The 25,024-nt window shown below is 57.0% G+C and carries 23 protein-coding genes; 12 read left to right on the top strand and 11 right to left on the bottom strand.

Annotated features, from left to right (window positions below):
• Nucleotides 1-24: 24 nt before the first annotated feature.
• From rsuA to HP564_RS06685, 3 genes are all read left to right on the top strand, one after another.
• On the top strand, nt 25-744 hold the full coding sequence (rsuA, locus tag HP564_RS06695; protein WP_371241395.1) for a 16S rRNA pseudouridine(516) synthase RsuA: 720 nt from the start codon (nt 25-27) through the stop codon (nt 742-744).
• A 10-nt stretch (nt 745-754) separates the two neighbouring features.
• Nucleotides 755-1,951: a Bcr/CflA family multidrug efflux MFS transporter gene (locus HP564_RS06690; RefSeq protein ID WP_371241393.1), complete on the top strand. Its 1,197-nt coding sequence runs from the start codon at nt 755-757 to the stop codon at nt 1,949-1,951.
• Nucleotides 1,952-2,442: 491 nt separating this feature from the next.
• Nucleotides 2,443-2,763, top strand: coding sequence for a hypothetical protein (locus HP564_RS06685; protein WP_123801233.1), 321 nt, complete (start codon nt 2,443-2,445; stop codon nt 2,761-2,763).
• On the opposite strand, the gene yejF is transcribed toward HP564_RS06685, so the two are convergent.
• From yejF to yeiP, 9 genes are all read right to left on the bottom strand, one after another.
• Complete coding sequence (gene yejF, locus HP564_RS06680; protein WP_371241391.1) at nt 2,750-4,348, bottom strand: microcin C ABC transporter ATP-binding protein YejF; 1,599 nt, start codon at nt 4,346-4,348, stop codon at nt 2,750-2,752. The two genes, HP564_RS06685 and yejF, sit on opposite strands and share 14 nt — an antisense overlap.
• 2 nt (nt 4,349-4,350) lie before the next feature.
• Nucleotides 4,351-5,373: an ABC transporter permease gene (locus HP564_RS06675; RefSeq protein WP_371241389.1), complete on the bottom strand. Its 1,023-nt coding sequence runs from the start codon at nt 5,371-5,373 to the stop codon at nt 4,351-4,353.
• Complete coding sequence (locus HP564_RS06670) at nt 5,373-6,464, bottom strand: microcin C ABC transporter permease YejB (protein ID WP_371241387.1); 1,092 nt, start codon at nt 6,462-6,464, stop codon at nt 5,373-5,375. The genes HP564_RS06675 and HP564_RS06670 overlap by 1 nt, the downstream gene beginning before the upstream one ends.
• A gap of 10 nt (nt 6,465-6,474) precedes the next feature.
• Nucleotides 6,475-8,274 (bottom strand): extracellular solute-binding protein, encoded by a 1,800-nt coding sequence (locus HP564_RS06665; protein ID WP_371241385.1) that lies wholly within the window; start codon nt 8,272-8,274, stop codon nt 6,475-6,477.
• Nucleotides 8,275-8,339: 65 nt separating this feature from the next.
• Entirely contained in the window at nt 8,340-9,920 is a 1,581-nt protein-coding gene (locus tag HP564_RS06660) for a cyclic di-GMP phosphodiesterase (protein WP_371241383.1), read from the bottom strand.
• A gap of 225 nt (nt 9,921-10,145) precedes the next feature.
• Nucleotides 10,146-10,715, bottom strand: a complete 570-nt coding sequence (gene mepS, locus HP564_RS06655) for a bifunctional murein DD-endopeptidase/murein LD-carboxypeptidase (RefSeq protein WP_371241381.1) — start codon at nt 10,713-10,715, stop codon at nt 10,146-10,148.
• A gap of 525 nt (nt 10,716-11,240) precedes the next feature.
• Complete coding sequence (locus tag HP564_RS06650; RefSeq protein ID WP_371241379.1) at nt 11,241-11,960, bottom strand: phosphatase PAP2 family protein; 720 nt, start codon at nt 11,958-11,960, stop codon at nt 11,241-11,243.
• Between the two features lie 45 nt (nt 11,961-12,005).
• Nucleotides 12,006-12,980 carry a GTP-binding protein gene (locus tag HP564_RS06645; RefSeq protein WP_371241377.1) on the bottom strand — a complete coding sequence of 325 codons (975 nt, stop codon included), beginning with the start codon at nt 12,978-12,980 and terminating at the stop codon, nt 12,006-12,008.
• Nucleotides 12,981-13,051: 71 nt separating this feature from the next.
• On the bottom strand, nt 13,052-13,624 hold the full coding sequence (yeiP, locus tag HP564_RS06640) for an elongation factor P-like protein YeiP (RefSeq protein ID WP_371241375.1): 573 nt from the start codon (nt 13,622-13,624) through the stop codon (nt 13,052-13,054).
• 153 nt (nt 13,625-13,777) lie between these two features.
• On the opposite strand from yeiP, the gene HP564_RS06635 reads away from it, so the two are divergent.
• From HP564_RS06635 to fruA, 4 genes are all read left to right on the top strand, one after another.
• Nucleotides 13,778-14,032: a YkgJ family cysteine cluster protein gene (locus HP564_RS06635; protein ID WP_371241373.1), complete on the top strand. Its 255-nt coding sequence runs from the start codon at nt 13,778-13,780 to the stop codon at nt 14,030-14,032.
• Between the two features lie 275 nt (nt 14,033-14,307).
• The gene (gene fruB / locus HP564_RS06630) at nt 14,308-15,438 is read left to right on the top strand and encodes a fused PTS fructose transporter subunit IIA/HPr protein (RefSeq protein WP_371241371.1); all 1,131 of its coding nucleotides are present in this window, start codon (nt 14,308-14,310) and stop codon (nt 15,436-15,438) included.
• Entirely contained in the window at nt 15,435-16,373 is a 939-nt protein-coding gene (gene fruK, locus HP564_RS06625; protein ID WP_371241369.1) for a 1-phosphofructokinase, read from the top strand. The genes fruB and fruK overlap by 4 nt, the downstream gene beginning before the upstream one ends.
• A gap of 16 nt (nt 16,374-16,389) precedes the next feature.
• Complete coding sequence (gene fruA, locus HP564_RS06620; RefSeq protein WP_371241367.1) at nt 16,390-18,081, top strand: PTS fructose transporter subunit IIBC; 1,692 nt, start codon at nt 16,390-16,392, stop codon at nt 18,079-18,081.
• A gap of 49 nt (nt 18,082-18,130) precedes the next feature.
• Here fruA and nfo read toward each other — a convergent pair whose 3' ends face one another.
• Together nfo and HP564_RS06610 are read right to left on the bottom strand one after the other, a co-directional pair.
• Entirely contained in the window at nt 18,131-18,973 is an 843-nt protein-coding gene (gene nfo, locus HP564_RS06615; RefSeq protein ID WP_371241365.1) for a deoxyribonuclease IV, read from the bottom strand.
• A gap of 40 nt (nt 18,974-19,013) precedes the next feature.
• Nucleotides 19,014-20,081 carry a YeiH family putative sulfate export transporter gene (locus tag HP564_RS06610; protein ID WP_371241363.1) on the bottom strand — a complete coding sequence of 356 codons (1,068 nt, stop codon included), beginning with the start codon at nt 20,079-20,081 and terminating at the stop codon, nt 19,014-19,016.
• A 100-nt stretch (nt 20,082-20,181) separates the two neighbouring features.
• On the opposite strand from HP564_RS06610, the gene HP564_RS06605 reads away from it, so the two are divergent.
• From HP564_RS06605 to HP564_RS06585, 5 genes are all read left to right on the top strand, one after another.
• Nucleotides 20,182-20,562: a YkvA family protein gene (locus HP564_RS06605; RefSeq protein ID WP_371241361.1), complete on the top strand. Its 381-nt coding sequence runs from the start codon at nt 20,182-20,184 to the stop codon at nt 20,560-20,562.
• A 9-nt stretch (nt 20,563-20,571) separates the two neighbouring features.
• Nucleotides 20,572-21,438, top strand: a complete 867-nt coding sequence (gene yieE, locus HP564_RS06600) for a DNA-binding transcriptional regulator YeiE (RefSeq protein WP_371241359.1) — start codon at nt 20,572-20,574, stop codon at nt 21,436-21,438.
• Nucleotides 21,439-21,567: 129 nt separating this feature from the next.
• Nucleotides 21,568-23,034, top strand: coding sequence for an amino acid permease (locus HP564_RS06595; protein ID WP_371241357.1), 1,467 nt, complete (start codon nt 21,568-21,570; stop codon nt 23,032-23,034).
• A gap of 143 nt (nt 23,035-23,177) precedes the next feature.
• Nucleotides 23,178-24,236: a FecCD family ABC transporter permease gene (locus HP564_RS06590; RefSeq protein ID WP_371241356.1), complete on the top strand. Its 1,059-nt coding sequence runs from the start codon at nt 23,178-23,180 to the stop codon at nt 24,234-24,236.
• Entirely contained in the window at nt 24,233-25,021 is a 789-nt protein-coding gene (locus HP564_RS06585) for an ABC transporter ATP-binding protein (RefSeq protein WP_371241354.1), read from the top strand. Before HP564_RS06590 ends, HP564_RS06585 begins: the two co-directional genes overlap by 4 nt.
• Nucleotides 25,022-25,024: the final 3 nt, after the last annotated feature.

Here is a 25,024-nt window from a genome sequence, read left to right as displayed (position 1 = left end):
CGCAGTAACAGGCAAAGCGAATTCATGCGACTCGACAAATTCATCTCTCAGCAACTGGAAGTCAGCCGGGCTATTGCAGGCCGCGAAATCCGGGCACAAAAAGTCACCGTTAACGGCGAAGTGGTGCGTGACACCGCTTTCAAAATCCTGCCCGAACATAACGTGGAGTATGACGGCAATCCGCTGTATCTTCAGGTCGGGCCGCGCTACTTTATGCTGAACAAGCCGCAGGGCTATGTCTGCTCGACGGACGATCCCGATCACCCGACCATCCTCTACTTTATCGAAGAGCCAACCGCATGGAAGCTCCATGCCGCAGGACGGCTGGATATTGATACCACCGGTCTGGTCCTGCTCACGGATGACGGCCAGTGGTCGCACCGTATCACCTCGCCGCGCCATCACTGTGAGAAAACCTATCGCGTTATGCTGGAGCATCCCCTTGCCGCAGAGGTGGCCCAGCAGTTCGCCGCGGGCATCCAGCTACACGGTGAGAAATCGCTGACCAAACCTGCCCAACTGGAAGAGATTACCCCCACCGAAGTGCTGATTACGCTTAGCGAGGGACGTTATCACCAGGTAAAACGCATGTTTGCGGCGGTCGGCAACCGCGTGGTTGAGCTGCACCGCGAGCGCATCGGCAGCATTATGCTGGATGAGGATCTGGAGCCGGGCGAATATCGTCCGCTGACGGCAGAGGAAATCGCCAGCGTTGGTTTACCTGATGAGTTAAAACAAAAATAGCGGAGTGGTCGTGCGCAAGGAAAAAAATTCAGCGGCAGGACTGGTTGTCATTCTGGGATTGCTGGCGATGTTGATGCCGCTTTCTATTGATATGTATCTGCCCGCGATGCCGCAAATTGCCCGCGAATTCGGGGTGTCGGCGGGCAGCGTGCAGATGACGCTGAACCTCTATATCCTCGGTTTCGCCATCGGCCAGCTGGTTTACGGCCCGCTGGCGGACAGCTATGGTCGCAAGCCGGTGATTGTGCTCGGCACGCTGATTTTTGCCTGCGCCGCCGCGGCCTGTGCGCTGTCGCAGTCGATTGACCAGCTGATCACCATGCGTTTTCTGCACGGCCTTTCCGCCGCCGCGGCGAGCGTAGTGATTAATGCCCTGATGCGCGACAGCTACTCAAAAGAGGATTTCTCGCGCATGATGTCCTTTGTCATGCTGATTACCACTATCGCGCCGCTGCTGGCACCGATTATCGGTGGCTGGCTGCTGCTGGCGTGGAACTGGCACGCTATCTTCTGGGCGCTGTCGATTGCGGCCCTCATCACCACCTTTATGGTAATGACGCAGATCCGTGAGACACTGAAGCCCGAACAGCGCCAGCGCTTTCATCTGCGCACTATGCTGGGGAATTTCGTGACGCTGTTTCGTCACAAGCGCGCCTTTAGCTATATGCTGGCGAGCGGTTTCTCTTTTGCCGGGCTTTTTACCTTCCTTAACGCCGGTCCGTTCGTCTATATCGAGGTCAACCACGTTTCGCCGCAGAACTTTGGCTACTATTTTGCGCTGAATGTGGTGTTCCTGTTTGTGATGACGCTTATCAACAGTCGCGCGGTGCGCCGCTTTGGGCCACTGGTCATGTTCCGTACCGGGTTAATCATCCAGTTTATGATGGGCATCTGGCTGCTGGCGGTAAGTGCGCTGCATATGGGATTTATTCCGCTGGTACTGGGGGTAGCCATGTTTATCGGCTGCGTGTCGATGGTGTCATCTAACGCCATGGCGGTCATTCTGGATGAGTTTCCCTACATGGCAGGCACCGCCTCATCGCTGGCGGGGACGCTGCGATTTGGCGTGGGCGCGCTGGTAGGGGCGTTGCTGTCGCTGGCCAGCTTTACCAGCGCCTGGCCCATGGTCGGTACTATCGCTGCGTGTGCCACATGCTCTGTGCTGTTTTTTTATTACGCCTCCCGCCCCCGCAGAATAAAAAGTTAACCGGATCGTTTTTCAGGCCGCTGACCCTGCCAGAGAAGCAGGATCAGCGGCCTGACGCATAAAGCGTTCCGTAACAACCACGCCGTTACGATTTTTTCACCGCCTTTCGTTCCCGTCTGAACGTCTCTCAGAAATGAGGCACGGGCCTGTCTGTGCCAGGCATGCTGACTGCGTTTGCTTCACCCCGGCACGGCGGAAAAAACGTGTTTCCCCCGTTGCGTTCAGGCCGCCTGCGGCAATATGTTTCTTAGTTGTGAATATTAATGATTAAGAAAGTAACGATATTGCGTCTAAAATGATTGTTAACTGCCGTTGAACGCGGTACTAATAGGCCAAAATGCGAGCCAACTCGCAAATAACAACTAACCAGCGCGCCATGTTTTTAGAAACGAGAAGGCTGGCCTTGACGTACGTTTTTTGTAGGCGGTAACGGAGAGCAAGCTGTCGTTTAGCGCAAATAGGGTTAACCGTTCTGGGGATACAAATTAACTATGCTGCAACTTTCCATCGTGCATCGCCTGCCGCAGCGCTTTCGTTGGGCCAGCGATCTTCACAGTGCTATCGTCGCGGAAGAGGGCGTCGCGAATGAGCAGGATCTTATTGCGCTACGCCTCATCAGTCACGATGGCCATCCTGCCTGGGAAATTATGCATCAGTTGCAGGATGCGCTGGCGGCCATTCAGGTCGAATGTAAGGTGGCAGAATGTGAGGGCTCGCCCTGCCTGTTTATCCTGCACAGCGACGAAAGCGCAACCAACTGCTGCCTGAAAAACCAGGGCGTGGCGATCGCTGAAACCTTCATCGGTCACTGAGTTGCGCGGAGGCCAGCAGTTCGCGGGTATAGTCTGCACCGGGCGCGGTAAACAGCGTTTCGCAGTCACCTTGCTCCACAACCTCACCCTGACGCAGTACGATGAGCTGATGGCAGAGGGTGCGCACCACCTGTAAATCGTGGCTGATAAAGAGGTAGGCCAGCTGATGCTGCTGCTGGAGTCGGCGTAACAGCGTCAGGATCTGCTTTTGCACTGAGCGATCCAGTGATGAGGTTGGTTCATCCAGCACCATAAGCTGCGGTTCCAGCACCAGGGCGCGGGCAATAGCGATACGCTGCCGCTGACCGCCGGAAAATTCCGCCGCGTAGCGATGGCGGCTCTCTGCCGCCAGTCCCACTTCCTCCATCACCGCACTGACGCGCGCTTCCTGCTGTGCGGCGTCCAGATCCGGGCGATGCACCGCCAGCCCTTCAGCAATAATCTGCTGTACCGTCATGCGCGGGTTGAGCGACGAGTTGGGATCCTGAAACACCACCTGGATGCGGCGACGCAGCGGCAGAAGTTCTCTGCGCGTCAGATTGTGCAGTGGCTGGCCGTCGAACCAGATTTCGCCCTGCGCGCTGAGCAGCCGCAGCAGCGCCAGCCCGGTGGTACTTTTGCCTGAACCCGATTCCCCCACCAGCCCCAGGCTTTCACCGCGCCGCAGCGAAAAGCTGAGCTGGCTCACCGCCAGTTTTTCCGCCACCTGCCGCTTAAACAGGCCGCGCCGCACCGGAAAACCAACGCGCAGGTTATGCACCTGCAACAGCAGGGGCGCATCAGCGTGCAGCGGGACGGCGCGCCCCTCTGGCTCCGCCGCCAGCAGTTGCTGCGTGTAAACATGCTGTGGCGCGCTGAACAGCGTGTGACACTGATTATGTTCGACGATGCGTCCCTGACGCATGACGCTCACGCGATCGGCCAGCTGCCGCACAATGCCCAGATCGTGCGTGATAAACAGCATGGCCATGTCGCGCTCACGCTGCAGTTCACGCAGCAGCCGCAGAATCTGCGCCTGCACGGTTACGTCGAGCGCGGTGGTCGGCTCGTCCGCAATCAGCAGCGCCGGTTCGGTCAGCAGCGCCATGGCAATCATTACGCGCTGCCGTTCGCCACCCGAGAGCTGGTGGGGGAAGTCATGTAGCCGCGAAGCCGCATTGCGGATACCCACGCGATCAAGGCAGTCGAGAATTTCGCCGCGCGCCGCTTCACGTCGCATGCCGCGATGCAGCGACAGCACTTCATAAAGCTGCTTTTCAAGGGTATGCAGCGGATTAAGCGATACCATCGGCTCCTGAAAGATCATCGCCATCTGGTTACCGCGAAGGGTACGTAGCCTGCGTTCGCTGGCGCGCAGCAGATCTGCGCCGTTAAATAAGATCTCTCCGGCAGGATAGCGCACCAGCGGTGCTGGCAGCAGCTGCATCACCGACAGCGCAGTCACGCTTTTACCTGAGCCCGACTCGCCTACCAGTGCCAGAGTCTCGCCAGCCTCAATCTGCAGTGAAACGTTCTCCACCACCTTATGCGCCACGTCGCCGCGCGCAAAGGCGATGGAAAGATGCCGGATATCAAGCAGCGCCATGGTTACCCTCCTTTAGCCGGATCGAAGGCGTCGCGTACCGCCTCGCCAATAAAAATCAGCAGCGACAGCAGGATTGCCAGCGTGAAGAAGCCCGCCAGTCCCAGCCAGGGAGCCTGAAGGTTATTCTTGCCCTGCAACAGCAGTTCCCCCAGCGATGGGGAGCCCACCGGCAGACCAAAGCCGAGAAAATCGAGCGAGGTCAGCGTGGCGATCGAGCCGCACAGAATAAAGGGCAGAAAGGTGAGGGTTGCTACCATCGCATTAGGCAACATATGCCGCAGCATAATGCGCCCGTCGCTGACGCCCAGCGCCTGTGCGGCGCGAATATAATCGAAGTTGCGCGTGCGCAGGAACTCAGCGCGCACCACGCTGACCAGCCCCATCCAGCCAAAAATCACCGTTACCAGCAGCAGCCACCAGAAACCGGGCTGGATGACGCTGGAGAGCAGGATGAGCAGGAAGAGTGTGGGCATTCCGGACCAGACCTCTATTACACGCTGGCCGATCAGATCCACCCGCCCGCCAAAGTAGCCCTGAACGGCACCCACCACGATGCCGATGACGCTGGAAAAGAGCGTCAGCAGAATGCCAAACAGCAGTGAGATGCGGGTACCATACAGCAGGCGTGCCAGCACGTCGCCGCCGCTGGCGTCGGTGCCGAGCCAGTTCTGCGCGGAGGGCGGTGAAGGGAAGGGCTGCGAGGTGGCGAAGTTGATGGTGCTGTCGCTAAAGCGGATCGGTGCCCACAGCGCCCACCCTTTCTCGTTAAGCTGCTTTTTCAGCCAGGGATCCTGATAATCCGCCGCAGTCGGCAGCGGACCGCCGAAATCGCTCTCGCTGTAGCTGACCAGCAGGGGGACATACCAGCGCTGCTGATAATGCACCAGCAGCGGCTTCTCATTTGCCAGCAAATCTGCCGCAAGCGAAAGTACAAAAATGATCAGAAAAATCCACAGCGACCAGTAGCCGCGTCGGTTGTGGCGAAAGCGCAGCCAGCGCTGCTGATTAACGGGAGACAGGCTCATCAGCGGCCCTCGAAATCAATACGGGGATCGACCAGCGTGTAGGTCAGGTCACTGAGAATATTCATCAGCAGGCCGATCAGGGTAAATATATAGAGCGTGCCGAACATCACCGGATAGTCGCGCTGGATGGTGGCATCATAGCCCAGCAGCCCCAGACCATTCAGCGAGAACATCACCTCGATCAACACTGAACTGGTAAAAAACATGCTGACAAAGGTGGCAGGAAAGCTGGCGATCACCAGCAGCATGGCGTTGCGGAAAACATGGTGATAAAGAATGCGCCGTTCCCCCAGCCCCTTGGCGCGTGCCGTCACCACATACTGCTTGCGGATTTCATCAAGAAAGCTGTTTTTGGTCAGCATGGTCAGCGTGGCAAAGCCGCCAATCACCGTCGCCAGCACCGGCAGGGTGATATGCCACAGGTAATCTCGCGCTTTGTCATACCACGGCAGCGTATCAAACTGCGGCGAGGTAAGACCACGCAGCGGAAACCAGTCAAGGTAGCTGCCACCGGCGAACAGCACAATGAGCATTATGCCGAACAGAAAAGCAGGCACCGAATAGCCAATGATAATGAAAGTGCTGCTCCAGATATCGAAGGCACTGCCGTTGCGCACGGCTTTTTTTATGCCGAGCGGGATCGATACCAGATAGATAATCAGCGTGCTCCACAATCCCAGGCTAATGGAAACCGGCAGGCTCTCTTTAATCAGCTGTAGCACCGAGGCGCTGCGGAACAGACTATCGCCAAAATCGAAGCGCACATAGTTCCACAGCATCTCAACGTAGCGCTGCCACATCGGCTTATCGAAGCCGTAACGCTGTTTTATCTCGGCAATCACTTCCGGGTCGAGCCCCCGGGCGCCGCGATACTGACTGTCGCCGGGCGTGGCACGGTTGAGGGAGGCGCGTGCGCTGCTTTCGCCGCTGCCACCGCCCGGCAGACCGGTGGTCTGGCCAAACTGAATATTGGCCAGCGCCTGATCGACAGGCCCTCCGGGCGCGATCTGCACGATAAAAAAATTGAGCGTAATAATCGCCCACAACGTGGGGATGATTAACAGCATTCTACGCAAGAAATAGGCGGCCATTTCAGGCTCCTTAGCGTCGTTCCGCCGGTAAACGCGCGGCTTTGTTCACGTCATACCACCAGTTCTCCAGTCCACTGGCGTATGCGGGCTTCACGGTGGGATGGGAGAATTTGTTCCAGTAAGCGATGCGATCTTCCGCGCTGTACCACATCGGGATCATGTACGCATTCCACAGCAGGATACGATCCAGCGCCTGGCCGAGCGGCAGCAGGGCCGCCTTATCGCCCTGGTGTGCGACAATCGCTTTTACGAAGCGATCGACCACAGGATCTTTCAGCCGTGCACTGTTCCACGACGAGTCGATGTACTCCGACTGCCAGCTGACCTGAAGATCGGAGCTGGGAATCGGCATGGCCGGGTAAAGCCGGGCGATCATATCGTAGTCGCCCTGCCGCAGCCGGCGCAGATATTGCGAGGCGTCCACCACACGCAGCGTCAGGGTAATGCCGAGCCGCGACAGGCTGTGCTGGTAAGGAAGCGCCCAGTCGTTGCTGGCACCGCTGCGTAGCAGCAGCTCAATGCGCATCGGCTGGCCGGTTTTCCCGTTAACCAGCTGGCGGTTTTTCACCTGCCAGCCAGCCTCTTGCAACAGGCGGAGCGCCATCAGCAGGTTGTGGCGATCGTAGCCGCTTCCGTCGGTATGCGGCGGCGAATAAGGTTGCGTGAACAGCTCGGGCGGCAGCCTGTCCTTAACCGGGGCCAGCAGCGCCCGCTGTGCAGCATCCGGTCGCCCTTGCGCTGCATACTCGGTATTCTGAAAGTAGCTGCTTACCCGCTTATAGGCACCATAAAACAGCGCCTTGTTCATCCAGTCGAAGTCAAACGCCAGCGTCAGCGCCTGACGCACGCGGCGATCCTGAAACAGCGCTTTTTCATTATTGATGGCAAGCCAGGTGGTACTGGTTGAAACCGTATTGGGCGTCGTTTCTTTGACGATCAGCTGCGTATCAAAGTTGCGGCCGTAATACTGGGTGGCCCATTTTTTTGCTGAGCCCTCCTCACGCAAATCAAAGGCACCCGCCTTAAAGGCTTCAAAGGCCACGTTATCGTCAAGATAGTAGTCGTAACGCAGAGTATCGACATTGAACCTGCCACGATTTACTGGCAGATCCGCTGCCCAGTAATCTTTGACCCGGCTGTATTCAATATACTGACCGGGCTTATAACGGCTGATGCGGTAGGGGCCGCTGGAAAGGGGCGGGGAACTGAGCGGCTCGTTAAATTTTTTATCCTGCCAGAACGTTTGTGACAGCACCGGCAGCGTCAACAGACTCAGCATCAGATCTTTGTCCGCCTCAGGCAGCTGAATGCGCACCGTGGCAGGGTTCAGCGCGGTAAAGGTGACGCCGCGGTAGACTACGCGAAACTGCGGCACGCCTTCACGCATAAACTTATCGAAGGTAAAGGCGACATCCTGTGCGGTGATGGGCGTGCCGTCATGAAAGCGCGCGCGTGGGTTGAGGTGAATCTCCATCCAGCGGAACGTATCGCTGTAGCGGGCAGACTCGGCGATCAGCGGATAGTAGCTGCCAGGCTCGTCGTCTGAGCTGGTAAACAGCCGATCATACAGGATGTCAGTACCAGCGCCAGGATTACCGCGTGAGGCGTAGCGGTTGAAATTGTCCCAGGTACCGACCACCGCCATTGTGAGCGTGCCGCCTTTAGGCGCAGCGGGATTGGCATAGTCGAAGTGGCTGAAGCTGGCCGCATATTTGGGTTCACCCAGCGTGGCAAAGGTGCGGCTTTCACGCACGGTTTCCGCATGCAGCGGGGTGCTGAGCAATAACAGAACAATCAGGCGAAACAGCATAACATTCGCAGTCTCCTGTAACGATACGCAGGCAAGCGTAGCAGTATTTGCCGCCCTGCGGCCAGTCATCCGGCAAGGATCGCCAGGCTACGGCTGCGGTAGTAATCAATCAGCCTGTCCGGTTTCAGCGGACGGCTGAAAAGATAGCCCTGCATATGGTTAACACCATGCCTGACCAGCCAGGCGGCCTGTTCACCGGTTTCAACCCCTTCCGCTACGGTTTTTAGCTCCAGCTTTTTGGCCAGATGCAATACGGCATCGAGCACCGGGGAATTCAGTGTTTTTGTGCCGATGCTCTGCACAAAACCGCGATCGATTTTCAGATAGTCAAAAGGATACTTTTCCAGGTAAATCAGCGCACTATGGCCAGTGCCAAAGTCGTCAATGGCGATCTGAATACCGTGCTGACGCAGCCAGGCGAAAATCTCTCCGGCATTTTTATCCCGCACCATGGTGCGCTCGGTCACTTCAAACACATAGTTAAAGTGGTTGCCCGGCATAGCAGCGATCCAGCGCAGCACATCCTGCTGAAAGCTCTCTGACGCCAGATGAAGAGGGGAAAGGTTCAGGCTCATATGGGTGCCCACAGGCACGTAAGGATTGAGCCGGTGGGCATCCCGCGCGACCAGCTCAAACAGATGGCGCGTAAGGGGAATAATCAGGTTCAGCGACTCTGCATAGCTGATAAACATATCGGGTGGGATCATTCCTTCGCTGGGATGGTTCCAGCGTAGCAGTGCCTCCACGCCGTATGCCCGACCGCTGTGGGTGCTAATAAGCGGCTGATATTCAACGTGAAATTCACCTCGCTTGATGCCGAGCAGGATCTCCTTGCCTGGCCGCTGGTTCAGAGATAACAGAAACCAGCAGCCGCCCCCGACCATCAGCGACAGCAACATTCCGCTCAGGGCAATGAGCTGAACATCGCGCATCGATAAGGTATTGCCATAGAGCACAAACTCAAGGGGATAACCGGTAAGCGCCAGCGTCATTAGCGGTTGTTGTGGCAGTTCGTGGGTGGCAATGGTGCCTGGCTGCCAGCTGGTCAGGGCGCTGTTTTGCGCCCTCAGCGCGAGACCGGAAATTTCCGGATGCCCGGATGCCAGAAGCTGATAGGGCACCAGATCAAGGTTCACCGTAGCCAGCACGCCGGATTGCATGCTTTGTGGATTGCGAAGCCACAGTGCCAGCACGGGCTTGTCAGGTTGTAACGGCGTACCGCTGAGCAGGCGAAGATCCTGGTCACGACTGAGATCGGTCTGATCAGAAATGGCATTAAGCGGCAGATAAAAGGCGCCGGTTGCAGAAGAGCAAAACGCATAGCCTTCACGCACCATAAGTATGGCGCGCAGGTTGCTCGCAAAAGCAGCGCGGGAGGTCAGTTCCTGGTTGATAGCATGGCAGTCGAAGTGGGTAAAAGCGAGCAGGGGGGTCAGGGTGCTGGTAACAAGCGCATCCAGCGATTGCTGCAAAGCATTGCGGCTGTCGTTCATCAGTTGCTGATGCTGATGCTGTCGCTTGTGCCAGGTAAACGTCAGCAAAACCAGAGTAAATACCACAAAGAACACGCCGCCAAAAATCGCACTACTCCAGGCGATGCGGCGAGGATAGGTGGCCTGGCGCATAAGCGCCCTGGACAGTGGCATGGAGTGCTTTCCCCTTGTCTTATCTTTTATTATTGACTGTGCACAACTGCTCTCTGGCGAAGGTCATGAGAATATAACGAGACGGCAGGAAATGTCTCGTTATTCTTATGAAAGATAATCACTTTTACGCCGATGCTCTCTTCTGGCGCGGCGTCAGAAAGAAAAAACGCTGCCGAGGCAGCGTTTTATTATTTTCTCTGGCTGAGAAACAATCGAAGGCAGGAACTAGCTGGGATTACGGCTTAATACCCGACGTCCTTCGCGGTAACGTTTTTTCCAGTAGCTGTCATTCAGGCTGGAGATCATGACGCCACTGCTGGTCGACGCATGAACAAAATTATCATTGCCGAGATAGATACCAACGTGTCGACCAGTTGAGCCAGCACGAAACAGCACAAGATCGCCTGGACGAAGCTTACTGCGAGAAATCTCGCTGCCACTTCCCTGCTGTTCTGAGGTAGAGCGCGGCAGTTCTAAGCCAAACTGATCGCGGAAGGTGCGCTGCACAAAAGCAGAGCAGTCGATGCCGCGTTTGGTATCGCCGCCAAGGCGATAGCGCACGCCTTTCCAGCTGGCATATTGATCCATGATGCGAGACTTAACGTCTACGCTTCGCACCATTTCTTCAAATTCATCCTGAGACGCCTGAAGTAAAAAACCATTCTGGTTGTTAACTTCATGATTCTCGTTTTTAACGTGATGACTGGTACTGCTGCATGCCGAGAGGAGTGTTGCCAGCGCTACTGCGGGCACAATCCGCCAGATATATCTCAGTATTGGTTGAGATTTGACCATTGTTCGTATATTCCTTCGATGTCCTTACGACAGAATGTCGCCAGCCAGATGACAAAACGGATTGAGATTAATAAGCACGGAGCCCTGAGACAATTCCTTAATTACTAAAATGTGTTAACAAACACATTTTTGTAAATAAAAGACCCCATTTTTCTGCTGCCAAAGCCCCAACGCAATGGAGGTTAACCGATTACAGACGCCGTGGCGAGCGGTTTTATGTAATTATTGATAGGTTTTTTTGATGTGAAATCAGTCTGTAACACACTGGTCACTTTATCTTCAATTTTCTAAGGTTATCCCTAAAATAACGGTCTCAAATGAGGCCAATTCTTCTCTTCAGGCAACGTCCAGACGTGGCGAGGCAAGACAGAGAGTGAAAAATACCCTCTGTTAGCCGGAAACATCATATTATTTTCTTTATCAGGCTATGTCGTTAGCTTGCTAATAATACTTGGCGGGTTTTATTAAGCGCGGAGTAATGGGAATATCGCTATTATTTTATCCGCGCTTATCAATTTATTAATCTCAGCCCTGGCCGTCCGCTAACGGTTTATGTTTACCGGGAAGTTTGCGGTAGAAGAAGTTAACGAGAACGTCACTCAGCGGCGTCAGCAGCACCCAGCTTAATCCCACCAGCAGCACCGAAAGTGAGCCAACGGCAATATCCGTAAACCAGTGCGCCCCCGCCATGATGCGCGGCAGGGCAAAAATAACCACGATGGCAGCGCCAGTAAGAAACGCGCGAAAGCCAAAGTAACGCCACATAAAACAGGCAAAGATCATCAGCATCATGCCGTGGTCGCCCGGGAAGCTGTTGGAGGAGGCATCTTTTGCCGGAATACCGGTCAGTTCACTCACGCGATGCACGTTTTCGAAGAACAGCGTCGGGCTTTTGTGCTGCACTGGCAGCAGATGACCAAGCTGATTCAGGATCACCGCGCTGAGCAGCATGGTGATGCCGATACCCAGCATACGACGACGGCCTGCTGGGGTCTCACGACGCCAGTAAAAGAAATAGAGTGCACCCATCGCCAGCAGCGACACCAGATCAAACCCGCGAAAATTAGTAATGGCGACCAGCAGGGCAAAGCCAGGATGATCCACCATCCGATCGTTGAAGCTGAAGAAGATGCCTTTATCGATACCTGCCCAAAATCCGTGGTCGGGTGGCAGATACCAGGAGAGAAACAGAACAACGCCAAGCGCGTTGAGCAGCAGAATGGTGACAAGACGAATTGCGCGCATGGTATTCACCTGAAATAAAAAAAATAACGGCAGAAGCTAACCTGGTTAGTTTAAACGAATCTTCAACAACTGAGACTGTAAGTGATTCCAGTCAACAGAGTGTGAGTGTATCAGTTCAATACGGCTGTCAGATGGCGCCTTCGCGACCAGATCGCTATGTATCTCTTCAGCCTGGCCATTAATGTGTAGCGCACCCTCTGGCGTCCGCACCACTCCCTTAATGCGTTCAACCCCCGTCATTTGCGCCCAGACCAGTAGCCTTTCGCGGTCGAAAAGCGTGTCGCCGTCAAAGATCCAGCCGCAGGCAACGTAACCCTGGCCCTGGTTTAACGCACGACGCCAGCGTGTCTGTCCTTCGAGACGTAGCGCAGCCATGCCGCTGTCGCGGGAACGCACGGCATGATGATGTGCTGGCTGCGGCAGCGCTTGTGTATTTGTGCGTGGTAAATCGAGCAGAGTCTTATCGACTGCGCCAAACTGTGTGGTAATAAAGAGGCGGTTATTGAGCATGGCGGACTGCCACTGCTGCAGGCGCTGGCGATCCTCACGCTCCCAGCGGTCACTTTTGTTGCCAATCACAACATCGGCAGCGGCCAGCTGATCGCGAAAGTTTTCACTGGCGGTGACGCGCGGATCGGCAAGCTGGCGCGCATCCAGCAGGGCGAGGGTGGCATGGAGTTGCAAATGCGGCTGATAAACCGGGGCGCTCAGCATCTCCAGCAGCTGACGCGGGTGACCGAGACCCGTGGGTTCGATCAGCAAACGGTCAGGGGAGCGCTTTAGCAGCATATTCACGCCTACCTGCATGGGTAAGCCGTTAACGCAGCACATGCAGCCGCCCGGAATCTCCCTGAGAGCGGCTCCCTGTTGGCTCAGCAACGCCCCATCAATGCCAATTTCACCAAATTCATTGACCAGTATCGCCCAGGTTTCCTGCGGCGGTTTACTGGCGAGCAGGTGCCGCAGAGTGGTGGTTTTGCCACTGCCAAGAAAGCCAGTAATCAGGTTTACGCGCGTCATCGTTATGCTCCTTTAAACAAAATGGCCGCAGCAGCGGCCATTAATGTTACTTTATAACATAAAGTTCAGCGTTAGTCTGCGCGGCCCATATAGCGGCGTTCGGCGATATGAATGCGAATGCGGTCGCCGTTGCTCAGGTATTCCGGTACCTGAATGCTCAGTCCGGTGCTCATGCCTGCCGGTTTAGTACGGGCGCTGGCGGAGGCGCCTTTAATCCCTGGCGCGGTATCAACGATCTCCATATCCACCGTTTGCGGCAGTTCCAGCGCCAGCACCTGGCCATCCATCGTCAGCACCTGAATACCAGGAATGCCGCCTTCAGGAATAAACAGCAGTTCTTCTTCGATCTGATCCTGTTTAAAGGTGTAGGGCGTGTAGTCTTCGTCATCCATAAAGACATACTCATCGCCATCGATATAAGAGAAAGTTACGCTGCGGCGGCTAAGCTGAATGGCATCAAGAATATCGTCGCCTTTAAAGCGTTCTTCAACCTTCAGCCCCGTGCGGATATCGGTAAAACGCATCTTGTAGAGCGTGACCGCCCCGCGCGCGCTGGGGCTCTGAATATCGATATCTTTGACCAGCAGCAGCTTGCCGTTCCAGCTTACCGCCATCCCTTTTTTGATCTCATTCGCTCTTGGCATTGCATCTCTCGCGTAAAAGAAAATTCTGATGCGCGCCACGTTACTCGCGCCGGGGTAAACAGGCAATATGCGCCTGGAAAAAATGCGTGCTGCCCGTGGCTTTCCCGGACGCGGACTGCTATTGTCGCGGCTCTTTTCTCGCTGGAGCGCATCATGCAATGCCGTAGTCAGTGCGGTGCCTGCTGTACCGCGCCGTCCATCTCATCGCCCATTCCCGGCATGCCGCACGGCAAGCCTGCAAACACCCCGTGCGTTCAGCTTGATGCTGACCAGCGCTGCAAGCTGTTTGGCTCACCGCTGCGTCCCCACGTCTGTGCCGGTTTACAGCCGTCGCGCGATATGTGCGGCACCACGCGCCAGCAGGCCATGACCTACCTGTTACAGCTGGAAGCCGATACTGCTCCCTGATGTAGCTGACGCTGCTGACGTATTCCGGATTACGCTCTGTTCCCTTAACGCTACGCTTTCAGCTTGCCGAAAAGTGAGCCTTACTGTGCCATTAAAAAATGTGCGTAACCTCAAAGATCTGCTACGCATTTTACGCATTTTCTTGCATGGCCTGAGGCGCTGTACCAGACTCCTTGAAACGTTTCAGCGTTGCAGCGCCGCGCCTCGCGCCCCACAGTGGCGCTAATAACGGCTATTGGGCTGAAACGATTCAATTTCAGTAAGCGAGGAGAAATATGTTCCAGCTCGAATTGCAGGCCATCCACACCGGAGCCAGCGCACAAAATAAAGAAGAGGCGATCCGTCAGGTCGCGGCGGCCCTGACCGCAGCGGGCAATGTGGCGGAAGGCTATGTTAATGGCATGCTGGCGCGTGAGCAGCAGACGTCCACCTTTCTGGGCAACGGCATTGCTATCCCGCACGGCACCACCGACACGCGCGACCTGGTGCAAAAAACCGGTGTGCAGGTGTTTCAGTTTCCGCAGGGTGTCGCCTGGGGCGAAGACCAGATCGCCTATGTGGCAATCGGCATCGCCGCGAAATCTGATGAACATCTCGCGCTGCTGCGTCAGTTAACGCATGTGCTGAGCGACGACAGCATTGCCGAACAGCTAAAAACCGCGTCAGCAGAGGATCTGCGTGCGCTGCTGATGGGTGAAAAACAGGCGGCTGAATTCAGCTTCGACACCTCACTGATTACCTTAGACGTGGCGGCCAGCGATCTGGTAACGCTTCAGGCGCTGAATGCCGGTCGCCTTCAGGCTGCGGGCGCAGTAGACGCCAGCTTTGTGGCTGACGTCATGGCCTCCGCGCCGCTCAGCCTGGGACAGGGCATCTGGCTGAGCGACAGCCGCCACGGCAATCTGCGCAGCGCGGTTGCGGTAAGCCGCGCTGCTACGCCTGGCGAGCAGGCAGGGGAGAAAGTGGCACTGCTGGTTACGGTTTCTGCGACCGATGACCGCCCGCTGGAGGTGCTGAGCTACCTGAGTGCGCTGCTGCTTAACGGCAAAGCGGATCGTCTGCTGAAGGCGGATGCGGCAGGCGTTTATGCCCTGCTGACCAGCGAAGTTGATGAACAGGCCGATGTCCTGAGTGCAGAATTTACCATTCGCAACGAGCACGGACTGCATGCGCGTCCGGGAACCGCGCTGGTTACGATCATCAAGCAGTTCAACAGCGATATTACCGTCACCAACCTTGACGGCAGCGGCAAGCCGGCAAACGGCCGCAGCCTGATGAAAGTGGTGGCGCTGGGGGTCAAGAAGGGCCACCGCCTGCGCTTTACCGCCAGCGGCGAAGATGCACAGCAGGCGCTCAATGCCATTGAAGAGGCAATCAATTCTGGCCTGGGTGAGGGGGTAGCATGAGCAGACGCGTAGCAACGATCACCCTCAATCCCGCCTACGATCTGGTGGGATATACCCCGGAGATTGAGCGCGGAGAAGTGAACCTGGTGAAAACCACCGGTCTGCACGCCGCTGGTAAGGGTATCAACGTTGCAAAGGTGCTGAAGGACCTGGGCATCGACGTCACCGTGGGCGGTTTCCTCGGCAAAGAGAACCAGGATGGCTTTCAGCAACTTTTCAGTGAGCTGGGCATAGCTAACCGTTTTCAGGTGGTGCCGGGCCGCACGCGTATCAACGTTAAGCTGACCGAGCAGAACAACGACGTCACCGATCTTAATTTTTCCGGCTTTGAGGTCACTCAGCAGGACTGGGAGCGCTTTAGCAGCGACTCACTCAGCTGGCTGGGACAGTTTGACATGGTGTGCGTCAGCGGCAGCCTGCCGTCGGGCGTGCAGCCGGACGCCTTTACCCGCTGGATGAGTGAACTGCGTACCCAGTGCCCGTGCATTATTTTCGACAGCAGCCGTGACGCGCTGGTAGCCGGCCTGAAGGCGGCTCCCTGGCTGGTGAAGCCGAACCGTCGCGAGCTGGAAATCTGGGCTGGCCGCAAGCTGCCCACGCTTCAGGATGTCATCGGTGCCGCGCATGAGCTGCGCGAGCAGGGGATCGCCCACGTGGTGATTTCGCTGGGCGCAGAAGGCGCGCTCTGGGTTAATGCCTCAGGCGAGTGGATTGCTAAACCGCCGGTGTGTGACGTCGTCAGCACCGTCGGCGCAGGCGACTCTATGGTTGGCGGCCTGATTTATGGTCTGCTGATGCGTGAATCCAGTGAACATACGCTGCGTCTTGCGACGGCAGTGGCGGCGATGGCCGTCAGCCAGAGCAACGTGGGCGTAACCGATCGTACCCAGTTGGCCGCGATGATGGCGCGTGTCGACCTACAACCCGTTAACTGACAGCAGGAGAGCGATAATGAAAACGCTGCTGATAAAAGATCCTTCAATTGGGCTGGCTTCGGCCTATATGGCACAGCAACGCCTGGCCGCCGCCGCTGCGCAGGCGGGGTTAACCCTGACGGAAAACCCGGCGGAAGCCGAGCTGGTGATCGTTGCCGGACGTGAGCTGCCGAACGACGCCGCGCTGAGCGGCAAAAAAGTCTGGCTGGGTGACCTCCAGCAGGCGGTGCGCGCACCGGAGCAGTTTCTGACACAGGCGAAGACGGAAGCTCAGCCCTGGCAGCCTGCCGCCGCCGCTGCGTCTGCGGTCGCGCCGTCAGGCGGTCAGAAGCGCGTCGTTGCGGTGACGGCCTGTCCAACGGGCGTCGCCCATACCTTTATGGCTGCAGAGGCGATTCAGGCTGAAGCGACGAAGCGCGGCTGGTGGGTGAAAGTTGAAACGCGCGGCTCAGTAGGCGCGGGCAACGCCATTACCCCGGAGGAGGTGGCCGCGGCCGATCTGGTGATTGTCGCCGCCGACATCGAGGTAGACCTGGCGAAGTTTGCCGGCAAACCGATGTACCGGACCTCAACCGGCCTGGCGCTGAAAAAGACCGCGCAGGAGCTGGATAAAGCGGTGGCAGAGGCCAGACCTTATAAGGCTACCGGCGGTACGCAGAGCAGTGAGTCCCAGGGTGACAACAAGGAGAAAGCGGGCGCTTACCGTCACCTGCTGACCGGCGTTTCCTACATGCTGCCGATGGTGGTTGCCGGTGGCCTGAGCATCGCGCTCTCCTTTGCCTTCGGCATTACCGCGTTTAAAGAGCCGGGCACCCTGGCAGCAGCGCTGATGCAGATCGGGGGCGGCAGCGCGTTTGCGCTGATGGTTCCGGTGCTGGCAGGATTTATCGCCTTTTCAATTGCCGATCGTCCGGGCCTGACCCCGGGTCTGATTGGCGGCATGATTGCCACCAGTATTAACGCAGGCTTTCTGGGCGGTATCATCGCCGGTTTCATCGCCGGTTATGCGGCGAAGTTGATCAGTGGCAAACTCAAGCTGCCGCAGAGTATGGAGGCGCTGAAGCCTATCCTGATCATTCCGCTGGTTGCCAGTCTGATCACCGGTCTGCTGATGATCTACGTGGTAGGTAAACCGGTTGCGGCAATCATGACTGGCCTGACGGCATGGCTGGCAAATATGGGCACAGCCAATGCGGTGCTGTTGGGCGCTATCCTGGGCGGCATGATGTGTACCGATATGGGCGGCCCGGTCAATAAAGTGGCATATGCCTTTGGCGTGGGCTTGCTGAGTTCGCAGACCTACGGACCGATGGCAGCCATTATGGCGGCAGGTATGGTGCCACCGCTGGCGATGGGTATCGCCACGCTGGTTGCACGCCGTAAGTTTAACAAAGGTCAGCAGGAGGGCGGTAAAGCGGCGCTGGTGCTTGGCCTCTGCTTTATCTCTGAAGGTGCGATTCCGTTTGCTGCGCGTGACCCGATGCGCGTGCTGCCCTGCTGTATCGTTGGCGGCGCACTGACCGGTGCTATCTCAATGTATATCGGAGCCAAACTGATGGCACCGCACGGCGGCCTGTTCGTCCTGCTGATCCCTGGCGCCATCACGCCGGTGCTGGGTTATCTGGTGGCGATCATCGTCGGCACCGCGGTAGCAGGGCTGGGGTATGCCGTCCTGAAACGTCCGGAAGAAGAGCTGGCAAAAGCCTGATTCAGGACACATTACCAATAAAAAGGGAGCCAGATGGCTCCCTTTTTTATCACTTCTGTTCTGACTTAAGCCAGGCAATCTCATCCTTCCAGATATCCGGGTTAATGGTTTCCAGAATCAGCGGAATACCATCAAAACGTGTATCTTTCATCAGCCAGCTGAATACCGTCTTGCCGATATTGCCTTCGCCCAGGCTGTGGTGGCGATCGACGCGGCTGCCAAAGGCGCTTTTCGCGTCATTGAGGTGCATACCACGCAGATACTGAAAACCCACGACGCGCTCAAAGGCGGCGAAGGTCGCTTCACAGTCCGCTTCCGTACGCAGATCGTAGCCGCCCGCAAAGGCATGGCAGGTATCAATACAGACGCCAACGCGCGATTTGTCTTCGACATGCTCAATGATGGTTGCCAGATGTTCAAAGCGAAAGCCGAGATTGCTGCCCTGGCCAGCGGTATTCTCAATAACGGCCACCACCTGAGAGGTCTTATCCAGCGCGTAATTAATCGACTCCGCGATGCGCTTCAGGCACGCTTCTTCTTCAATCTGGTTCAGGTGACTGCCGGGGTGAAAATTAAGCAGCGTCAGCCCGAGCTGTTCGGCGCGGTGCATTTCATCCACGAAAGCGTCACGCGATTTTTGCAGCGCATCCATCACCGGATGACCAAGGTTAATCAAAAAACTGTCGTGCGGCAGGATCTGCTGTGGGCCGAAATGGTACTTCTCGCAGGCGGCTCTGAACGCATCAATGGTGGCAGTAGAGAGCGGGGCCGCCTTCCACTGCCGTTGGTTTTTGGTGAACAGGGCAAAAGCGGTAGCGTCCAGTTCATGGGCACGGATCACTGCCTGATCTACGCCGCCAGCCGCGCTGACGTGTGCGCCGATATATTTCATGCCGCTTCTCCTGAAAAGGGCTAACTAAAAGAAGCCCGCATCATACCTGATGCGCCTGGCACGCGAAATGCTGCACCAGCAGATTGAGGGTACCGCCCCCCACGATGAGCCAGATAAACACAATCAACCCCAGCAGCAGCGGTTTGACACCCGCCTGGCGCAGCGCCCCGAAGCGCGTTGACAGGCCAAGCGCTGCCATCGCCATCGCCAGCAGCAGGTTAGCCAGCTGATTAATGTGGGCGACCCAGGTCGCGGGCAGCAGGTGCAGCGAGTTAAACAGCGCCACGCCGATAAAGCCCAGCGCGAACCAGGGAAAAACGACCCTCTGGCGCGGTGCGGCGTGCGGCGTGCGGCGCAGCCAGACGCTCAGGCAAAGCAGAAAAGGGGCGAGCATCATCACGCGCAGCATTTTGGCGATCACCGCGCTATTCTCCGCGTCGCTGCCAATGCTGTGTCCGGCCGCGACCACCTGTGCCACTTCATGGACAGTAGAACCCGTGTAAATACCAAACTGCGCAGCGCTGATCGACGGAACGTAAGCCTGCGCCAGTGACCAGAGAAGCGGATAAATCACAATCGCCAGTGTGCCAAACAGCACCACGGTCGCTACCGCGACGGCCACTTTTGAGGGAGCGGCTTTCACCACCGGCTCGGTGGCCAGCACCGCCGCTGCGCCGCAAATACTGCTGCCTGCGCCGATCAGCCAGACCGTGTCGCGGTCAAGTTTCAGCAGCCGCATTCCTGCCAGGCAGGTGATAAAAAAGGTTGAGCTGAGCATTAACGCGTCAGTCAAAACGCCACTCAGGCCGACGTCCGTAATTTGCTGTAGCGTGATACGAAAGCCAAATAAAATGATGCCAAGTCGCAGCAGTTTCTGTTTTGCCAGCAGCACGCCCGCGTCGCACTGCGCCGCCATCGCCGGGTAAAGGCTGTTACCCACTACTATCCCCAGCATAATCGCCAGCGTCAGCGCGCCCAGCCCCAGGTCACTAAGCTGCGGACGCTGCGCCAGCCAGGCTGCGCCACCGGCAATCACCGCCGTAAGCAGTAAACCTGCAAAACGATGTTGAACAAAAAGGGGAAATCTGGGAAAACTCAGCTCTGCCATAACGTGCTCCTCCTGTGAAGAGAAGCATGCGCTCTGCTGGCTTAAAAGTGAAATTGATAATATATTTATTATTAACCAGATAAATCGATAAGGCGAAAAGATGCTCTTTGCCCGTTTGCGCCGCTGGGCTGCCCTGATTAAAAAAGATGTGCTGACGCTGTGGTTTGCCTGCCGCGATCCGCGCACGCCCTGGTGGTTTAAGCTGCTGGCGTTTGGGCTGGTTGCCTATGCGCTGAGCCCCATCGATCTGATCCCCGATTTCATTCCTGTCATCGGCCTGCTGGATGACGCGATTATTATTCCCGTCGGTGTGCTGATTTTACTGCGTCTGCTGCCGCGCGATGTGCGCATCAGCAGCGCTGAGCGTGCCGAGGTGCAGCGCGCGCGGGGCAAGAAAGTGGTCAGCGGCTTTGGCCTGTTTCTGGTGGTACTGATCTGGCTGGCCGTGCTGTTTTATCTCGTAAAGCATTATGCAATGTAGGGAGAGTTCGTGCATATCACGCTACGTCAGATAGAGGTGTTTACCGAGGTGCTGAAAAGCGGCTCGACCACGCAGGCTTCTCAGGTGCTGTCACTCTCGCAGTCTGCGGTGAGCGCGGCGCTGGCAGACCTGGAGAGTCAGCTTGGCGTGCAGCTGTTTGACCGCGTCGGTAAGCGGCTGGTACTGAATGAGCATGGACGTCTGCTCTATCCGCGCGCCATTGGCCTGCTTGAGCAGGCTGGTGAAATTGAACAGCTGTTTAAAGAGGACAACGGGGCGATTCGTATCTGTGCCAGCAGCACCATCGGGAATTATCTGCTGCCGGGCATGATAGCGGCCTACCGTCGCGACTTTCCCGGCCTGCCGCTGGAGCTGAGCGTTGGCAACAGCCAGGACGTGATCAACGCGGTAGCCGATTTTCGCGTTGACGTCGGCCTGATTGAGGGGCCCTGCCACATGACTGAGCTGGTGAGTGAAGCCTGGCTGGAGGATGAGCTGGTGGTATTTGCCGCGCCGGACGCGGCGATCCTGCAGCAGCCGGTGACGCTGGAGAGTCTGGGTAACGCCCCGTGGATACTGCGCGAGCGCGGCTCCGGCACGCGTGAAATTGTCGATTATCTGCTGCTCGCGCATTTGCCTACCTTTCAGCTGGGCATGGAGTTAGGCAACTCAGAGGCGATTAAGCATGCGGTGCGGCACAATATGGGCATCAGCTGCCTGTCACGCCGCGTAATCGCCGACTTGCTGGAGGCGGGGACCCTGGTCGAGCTCAGTGTTCCGCTTCCGCGCCTGACGCGCACGCTTTATCGAATTCATCATCGTCAGAAACACCTTTCAAAGGCGCTGACCCGCTTTCTTTCCTACTGTCGGGAGTAGCGTTAACAGGTATTTGCTTATAATTCAGCGGCAATCATGAAGGTAACTAATAACAGGGTGTCAGTGCTATACAGAGCAGGGTGAATTGCTACAATCGCGCCTCATTTTTAGCGAGCCTAGTGTTTACACATGCATAACGACACAAATACAACACAACAACCTGCGTTACGACGTGAGTTAAAGGCGCGTCACCTGACGATGATCGCCATCGGCGGATCGATCGGCACCGGCCTTTTTGTCGCATCAGGTGCCACCATTTCTCAGGCAGGACCCGGCGGCGCGCTGCTCTCTTACGCGCTGATTGGCCTGATGGTCTATTTCCTGATGACCAGCCTGGGTGAACTGGCAGCGTTTATGCCGGTATCCGGCTCCTTCGCCACCTACGGGTCAAAATATGTGGAAGAGGGCTTTGGTTTCGCTCTCGGCTGGAACTACTGGTACAACTGGGCGGTAACCATCGCCGTCGATCTGGTTGCCTCACAGCTGGTCATGAATTACTGGTTCCCCGATACGCCAGGCTGGATCTGGAGCGCGCTGTTCCTGGTCCTGATGTTCCTGCTGAACTTTATCTCTGTGAAAGGCTTCGGCGAAGCCGAATACTGGTTTTCGCTGATCAAGGTCGCCACCGTCGTGATCTTTATTGTGGTCGGCGTGCTGATGATCCTGGGCATTCTGCGCGGCAGCGAACACGCCGGCTGGCATAACTGGCAGGTGGGCGATGCACCGTTTGCGGGAGGTTTTGCCGCCATGATTGGTGTGGCAATGATTGTCGGCTTCTCTTTTCAGGGAACAGAGCTGATCGGCATCGCAGCGGGTGAGTCAGAAGATCCGGCAAAGAACATCCCGCGCGCGGTGCGTCAGGTATTCTGGCGCATCCTGCTGTTCTATATTTTCGCCATTCTGATCATCAGCCTGATCCTGCCCTATACCGATCCTCAGCTGCTGCACAACGACGTCACCGATATCAGCGTCAGTCCGTTTACGCTGGTGTTCCAGAACGCGGGCCTGCTGTCGGCCGCTGCGGTGATGAATGCGGTTATCCTGACGGCGGTGCTGTCAGCGGGCAACTCCGGTATGTATGCCTCAACGCGTATGCTCTATAACCTGGCAAGCGAGGGTAAAGCGCCGCGCATGTTCGCGAAGCTGTCAAAAGGCGGTGTGCCGCGCAATGCTCTGCTGGCAACCACGGTGGTTGCCGGGCTCTGCTTCCTGACCTCCAAATTTGGTAATCAGGAAGTTTACCTGTGGCTGCTCAACACCTCAGGTATGACCGGCTTTATCGCCTGGCTTGGCATTGCTATCAGCCACTACCGGTTCCGTCGCGGCTATGTGGCTCAAGGCCACAGCCTCAGCGATCTGCCTTACCGCTCAGGCTTCTTCCCGCTTGGTCCGATTTTCGCCTTCGTGCTCTGCCTGATCATCACGCTGGGTCAGAACTATCAGGCCTTCCTGAATGACAGCATTGACTGGTATGGCGTGGCCGCTACCTACATTGGTATTCCGCTGTTCTTGCTGATCTGGCTGGGCTACAGGCTGACGCGCGGCACCCGTTTTGTGAAATACAGCGAGATGGAATTCCCGACGCACAAAGAGTAAGCCGTGAGAACGACTAAAAAGCGCGGCCCTGGCCGCGCTTTTTTTGTTGATGCGCCGTTTTGTTTTGGTTGAAGAATTGATAATTATTATCATCTGCTCTATTGTGGCAGCGTTTTCGATCGAACTCCTTGAACAGGCTTTTTATGACGGACTCTACTCTGCCCGCACAGGGCGCAATGGGCCGCTATCATCAGGTTTTGCGTCGTCGCATGCTGATGATTGCCGTGCTGGTGCTGGCGATTGTTGCCTCGCTGGTGCTGGACTTTACCCTTGGCCCGGCCGGGCTTTCGCTGCCAACGCTGCTGCAGTCTCTTCTCCACCCCGATGCGGTTGACGCCGGCACGCGCGTTATCGTCTGGGATATCCGTTTACCCTATGCGCTGATGGCGGTGGTGGTAGGATTCTGTCTCGGACTGGCTGGCGCGGAGATGCAGACCATCCTTAATAACCCGCTGGCCAGCCCCTTTACCCTGGGCGTCTCTTCGGCCGCCGCCTTTGGCGCGGCTCTGGCAATTATCCTCGGTATTGGCATCCCCGGCGTGCCGGATCAGTGGCTAATCTCCGCCAATGCGTTTGTCTTTGCGCTGTTTGCCGCGCTGATGCTGGATGGTGTCACGCGCTGGACGCGCGTTTCCACCTCGGGCGTGGTGCTGTTCGGTATTGCGCTGGTGTTTACCTTTAATGCGCTGGTATCGATGATGCAGTTTATCGCCAGTGAAGACACCCTGCAGGGCCTGGTATTCTGGACCATGGGCAGCCTGGCGCGCGCCTCGTGGGAGAAGCTGGGCGTCCTGAGCGCGGCGTTTGCGCTGCTGCTGCCGTTCTCCCTGCTTAGCAGCTGGAAGCTAACCGCGCTGCGTCTCGGCGAAGATCGCGCGATAAGTTTTGGTATTGACGTGCGCCGTCTGCGTCTGGCAACGCTGCTGCGCATCAGTATTCTCTCCGCGCTCGCGGTCGCCTTCGTCGGCCCCATCGGCTTTATCGGGCTGGTGGCACCGCACATTGCTCGCATGATCTTTGGCGAAGATCACCGCTACTACCTGCCCGCCAGCGCTCTGACGGGGGCACTGGTACTGTCGATGGCCTCTGTCGCGTCGAAGAACCTGATCCCCGGCGTGATTATTCCGGTCGGAATTGTGACCTCGCTGGTTGGTGTGCCGTTCTTCCTGAGTATTATTCTGCGTCATCGGGGGAATGTATGAGCCAGGGACTGACACTGAAGCATTTCACGGCCGGCTATCCAAAGCGCAAAGTGATTGAGGATCTCAGCGTAGCGCAGCTGCCGCGCGGCAAAATTACCGTGCTGCTGGGGCCGAACGGCTGCGGCAAATCGACGCTGCTGCGTGCGCTGGCCGGGCTGAACAAAGGGCAGGGCGAACTGTGGCTGAACGGCGAAGAGATGATGCAGCAGCCCTTCTCCCGTCGTGCCCAGCGCGTGGTCTACCTGCCGCAGTCGTTGCCTGCAGGCGTGCATTTACACGTGCTGGAGTCGATTATTGTGGCGCAGCGTGCCTCTGGCGGTCTGCATAATGCCGCCAGCGAAGCGGAAGTGATGTATCTGCTGGAGCAGCTCGGCATTTCGCATCTGGCGATGCGCTATCTCGATCAGCTTTCTGGCGGACAAAAGCAGCTGGTTGGGCTGGCGCAGTCGCTGATCCGACGCCCGGAACTGCTGTTGCTGGATGAGCCATTGAGCGCGCTGGATCTCAACTATCAGTTTCACGTGATGGATCTGGTGCGGCGCGAAACGGCGCAGCGCAATATCGTCACCGTGGTGGTGGTGCACGACATCAATATCGCCTTACGGCATGCGCACCATGCGCTGATGCTGAAAGAGGGCGTGCTGATAGCGGACGGCGCACCGGAGCAGGTGATTACACCGGCGACGCTGGCGCAGGTGTACGGCGTGAAAGGACGCATTGAGCACTGCTCGCAGGGCATGCCGCAGGTGATGATTGACGGGCTGGTCGGCGCAGCGCTGAGTTAAGAG

The organism is Pantoea sp. KPR_PJ, assembly GCF_041386365.1.
GTDB lineage: Bacteria > Pseudomonadota > Gammaproteobacteria > Enterobacterales > Enterobacteriaceae > Pantoea.
The sequence above is the reverse complement of the archived record's forward strand: the minus strand, read 5'-3'. Positions and strand labels throughout refer to the sequence as shown.

Bases quoted from the DNA above. Each gene is read 5' to 3' on its own strand.
- fruK (WP_371241369.1), top strand. From the start codon at position 15,435: ATGAGCAGACGCGTAGCAACGATCACCCTCAATCCCGCCTACGATCTG.
- HP564_RS06665 (WP_371241385.1), bottom strand. From the start codon at position 8,274: ATGCTGTTTCGCCTGATTGTTCTGTTATTGCTCAGCACCCCGCTGCAT.
- HP564_RS06675 (WP_371241389.1), bottom strand. From the start codon at position 5,373: ATGAGCCTGTCTCCCGTTAATCAGCAGCGCTGGCTGCGCTTTCGCCAC.
- HP564_RS06670 (WP_371241387.1), bottom strand. From the start codon at position 6,464: ATGGCCGCCTATTTCTTGCGTAGAATGCTGTTAATCATCCCCACGTTG.
- HP564_RS06635 (WP_371241373.1), top strand. From the start codon at position 13,778: ATGCAATGCCGTAGTCAGTGCGGTGCCTGCTGTACCGCGCCGTCCATC.
- HP564_RS06650 (WP_371241379.1), bottom strand. From the start codon at position 11,960: ATGCGCGCAATTCGTCTTGTCACCATTCTGCTGCTCAACGCGCTTGGC.
- HP564_RS06585 (WP_371241354.1), top strand. From the start codon at position 24,233: ATGAGCCAGGGACTGACACTGAAGCATTTCACGGCCGGCTATCCAAAG.
- nfo (WP_371241365.1), bottom strand. From the start codon at position 18,973: ATGAAATATATCGGCGCACACGTCAGCGCGGCTGGCGGCGTAGATCAG.
- mepS (WP_371241381.1), bottom strand. From the start codon at position 10,715: ATGGTCAAATCTCAACCAATACTGAGATATATCTGGCGGATTGTGCCC.
- HP564_RS06590 (WP_371241356.1), top strand. From the start codon at position 23,178: ATGACGGACTCTACTCTGCCCGCACAGGGCGCAATGGGCCGCTATCAT.
- rsuA (WP_371241395.1), top strand. From the start codon at position 25: ATGCGACTCGACAAATTCATCTCTCAGCAACTGGAAGTCAGCCGGGCT.
- HP564_RS06595 (WP_371241357.1), top strand. From the start codon at position 21,568: ATGCATAACGACACAAATACAACACAACAACCTGCGTTACGACGTGAG.
- yejF (WP_371241391.1), bottom strand. From the start codon at position 4,348: ATGGCGCTGCTTGATATCCGGCATCTTTCCATCGCCTTTGCGCGCGGC.
- HP564_RS06605 (WP_371241361.1), top strand. From the start codon at position 20,182: ATGCTCTTTGCCCGTTTGCGCCGCTGGGCTGCCCTGATTAAAAAAGAT.
- HP564_RS06610 (WP_371241363.1), bottom strand. From the start codon at position 20,081: ATGGCAGAGCTGAGTTTTCCCAGATTTCCCCTTTTTGTTCAACATCGT.
- fruB (WP_371241371.1), top strand. From the start codon at position 14,308: ATGTTCCAGCTCGAATTGCAGGCCATCCACACCGGAGCCAGCGCACAA.
- HP564_RS06660 (WP_371241383.1), bottom strand. From the start codon at position 9,920: ATGCCACTGTCCAGGGCGCTTATGCGCCAGGCCACCTATCCTCGCCGC.
- HP564_RS06645 (WP_371241377.1), bottom strand. From the start codon at position 12,980: ATGACGCGCGTAAACCTGATTACTGGCTTTCTTGGCAGTGGCAAAACC.
- yeiP (WP_371241375.1), bottom strand. From the start codon at position 13,624: ATGCCAAGAGCGAATGAGATCAAAAAAGGGATGGCGGTAAGCTGGAAC.
- fruA (WP_371241367.1), top strand. From the start codon at position 16,390: ATGAAAACGCTGCTGATAAAAGATCCTTCAATTGGGCTGGCTTCGGCC.
- HP564_RS06685 (WP_123801233.1), top strand. From the start codon at position 2,443: ATGCTGCAACTTTCCATCGTGCATCGCCTGCCGCAGCGCTTTCGTTGG.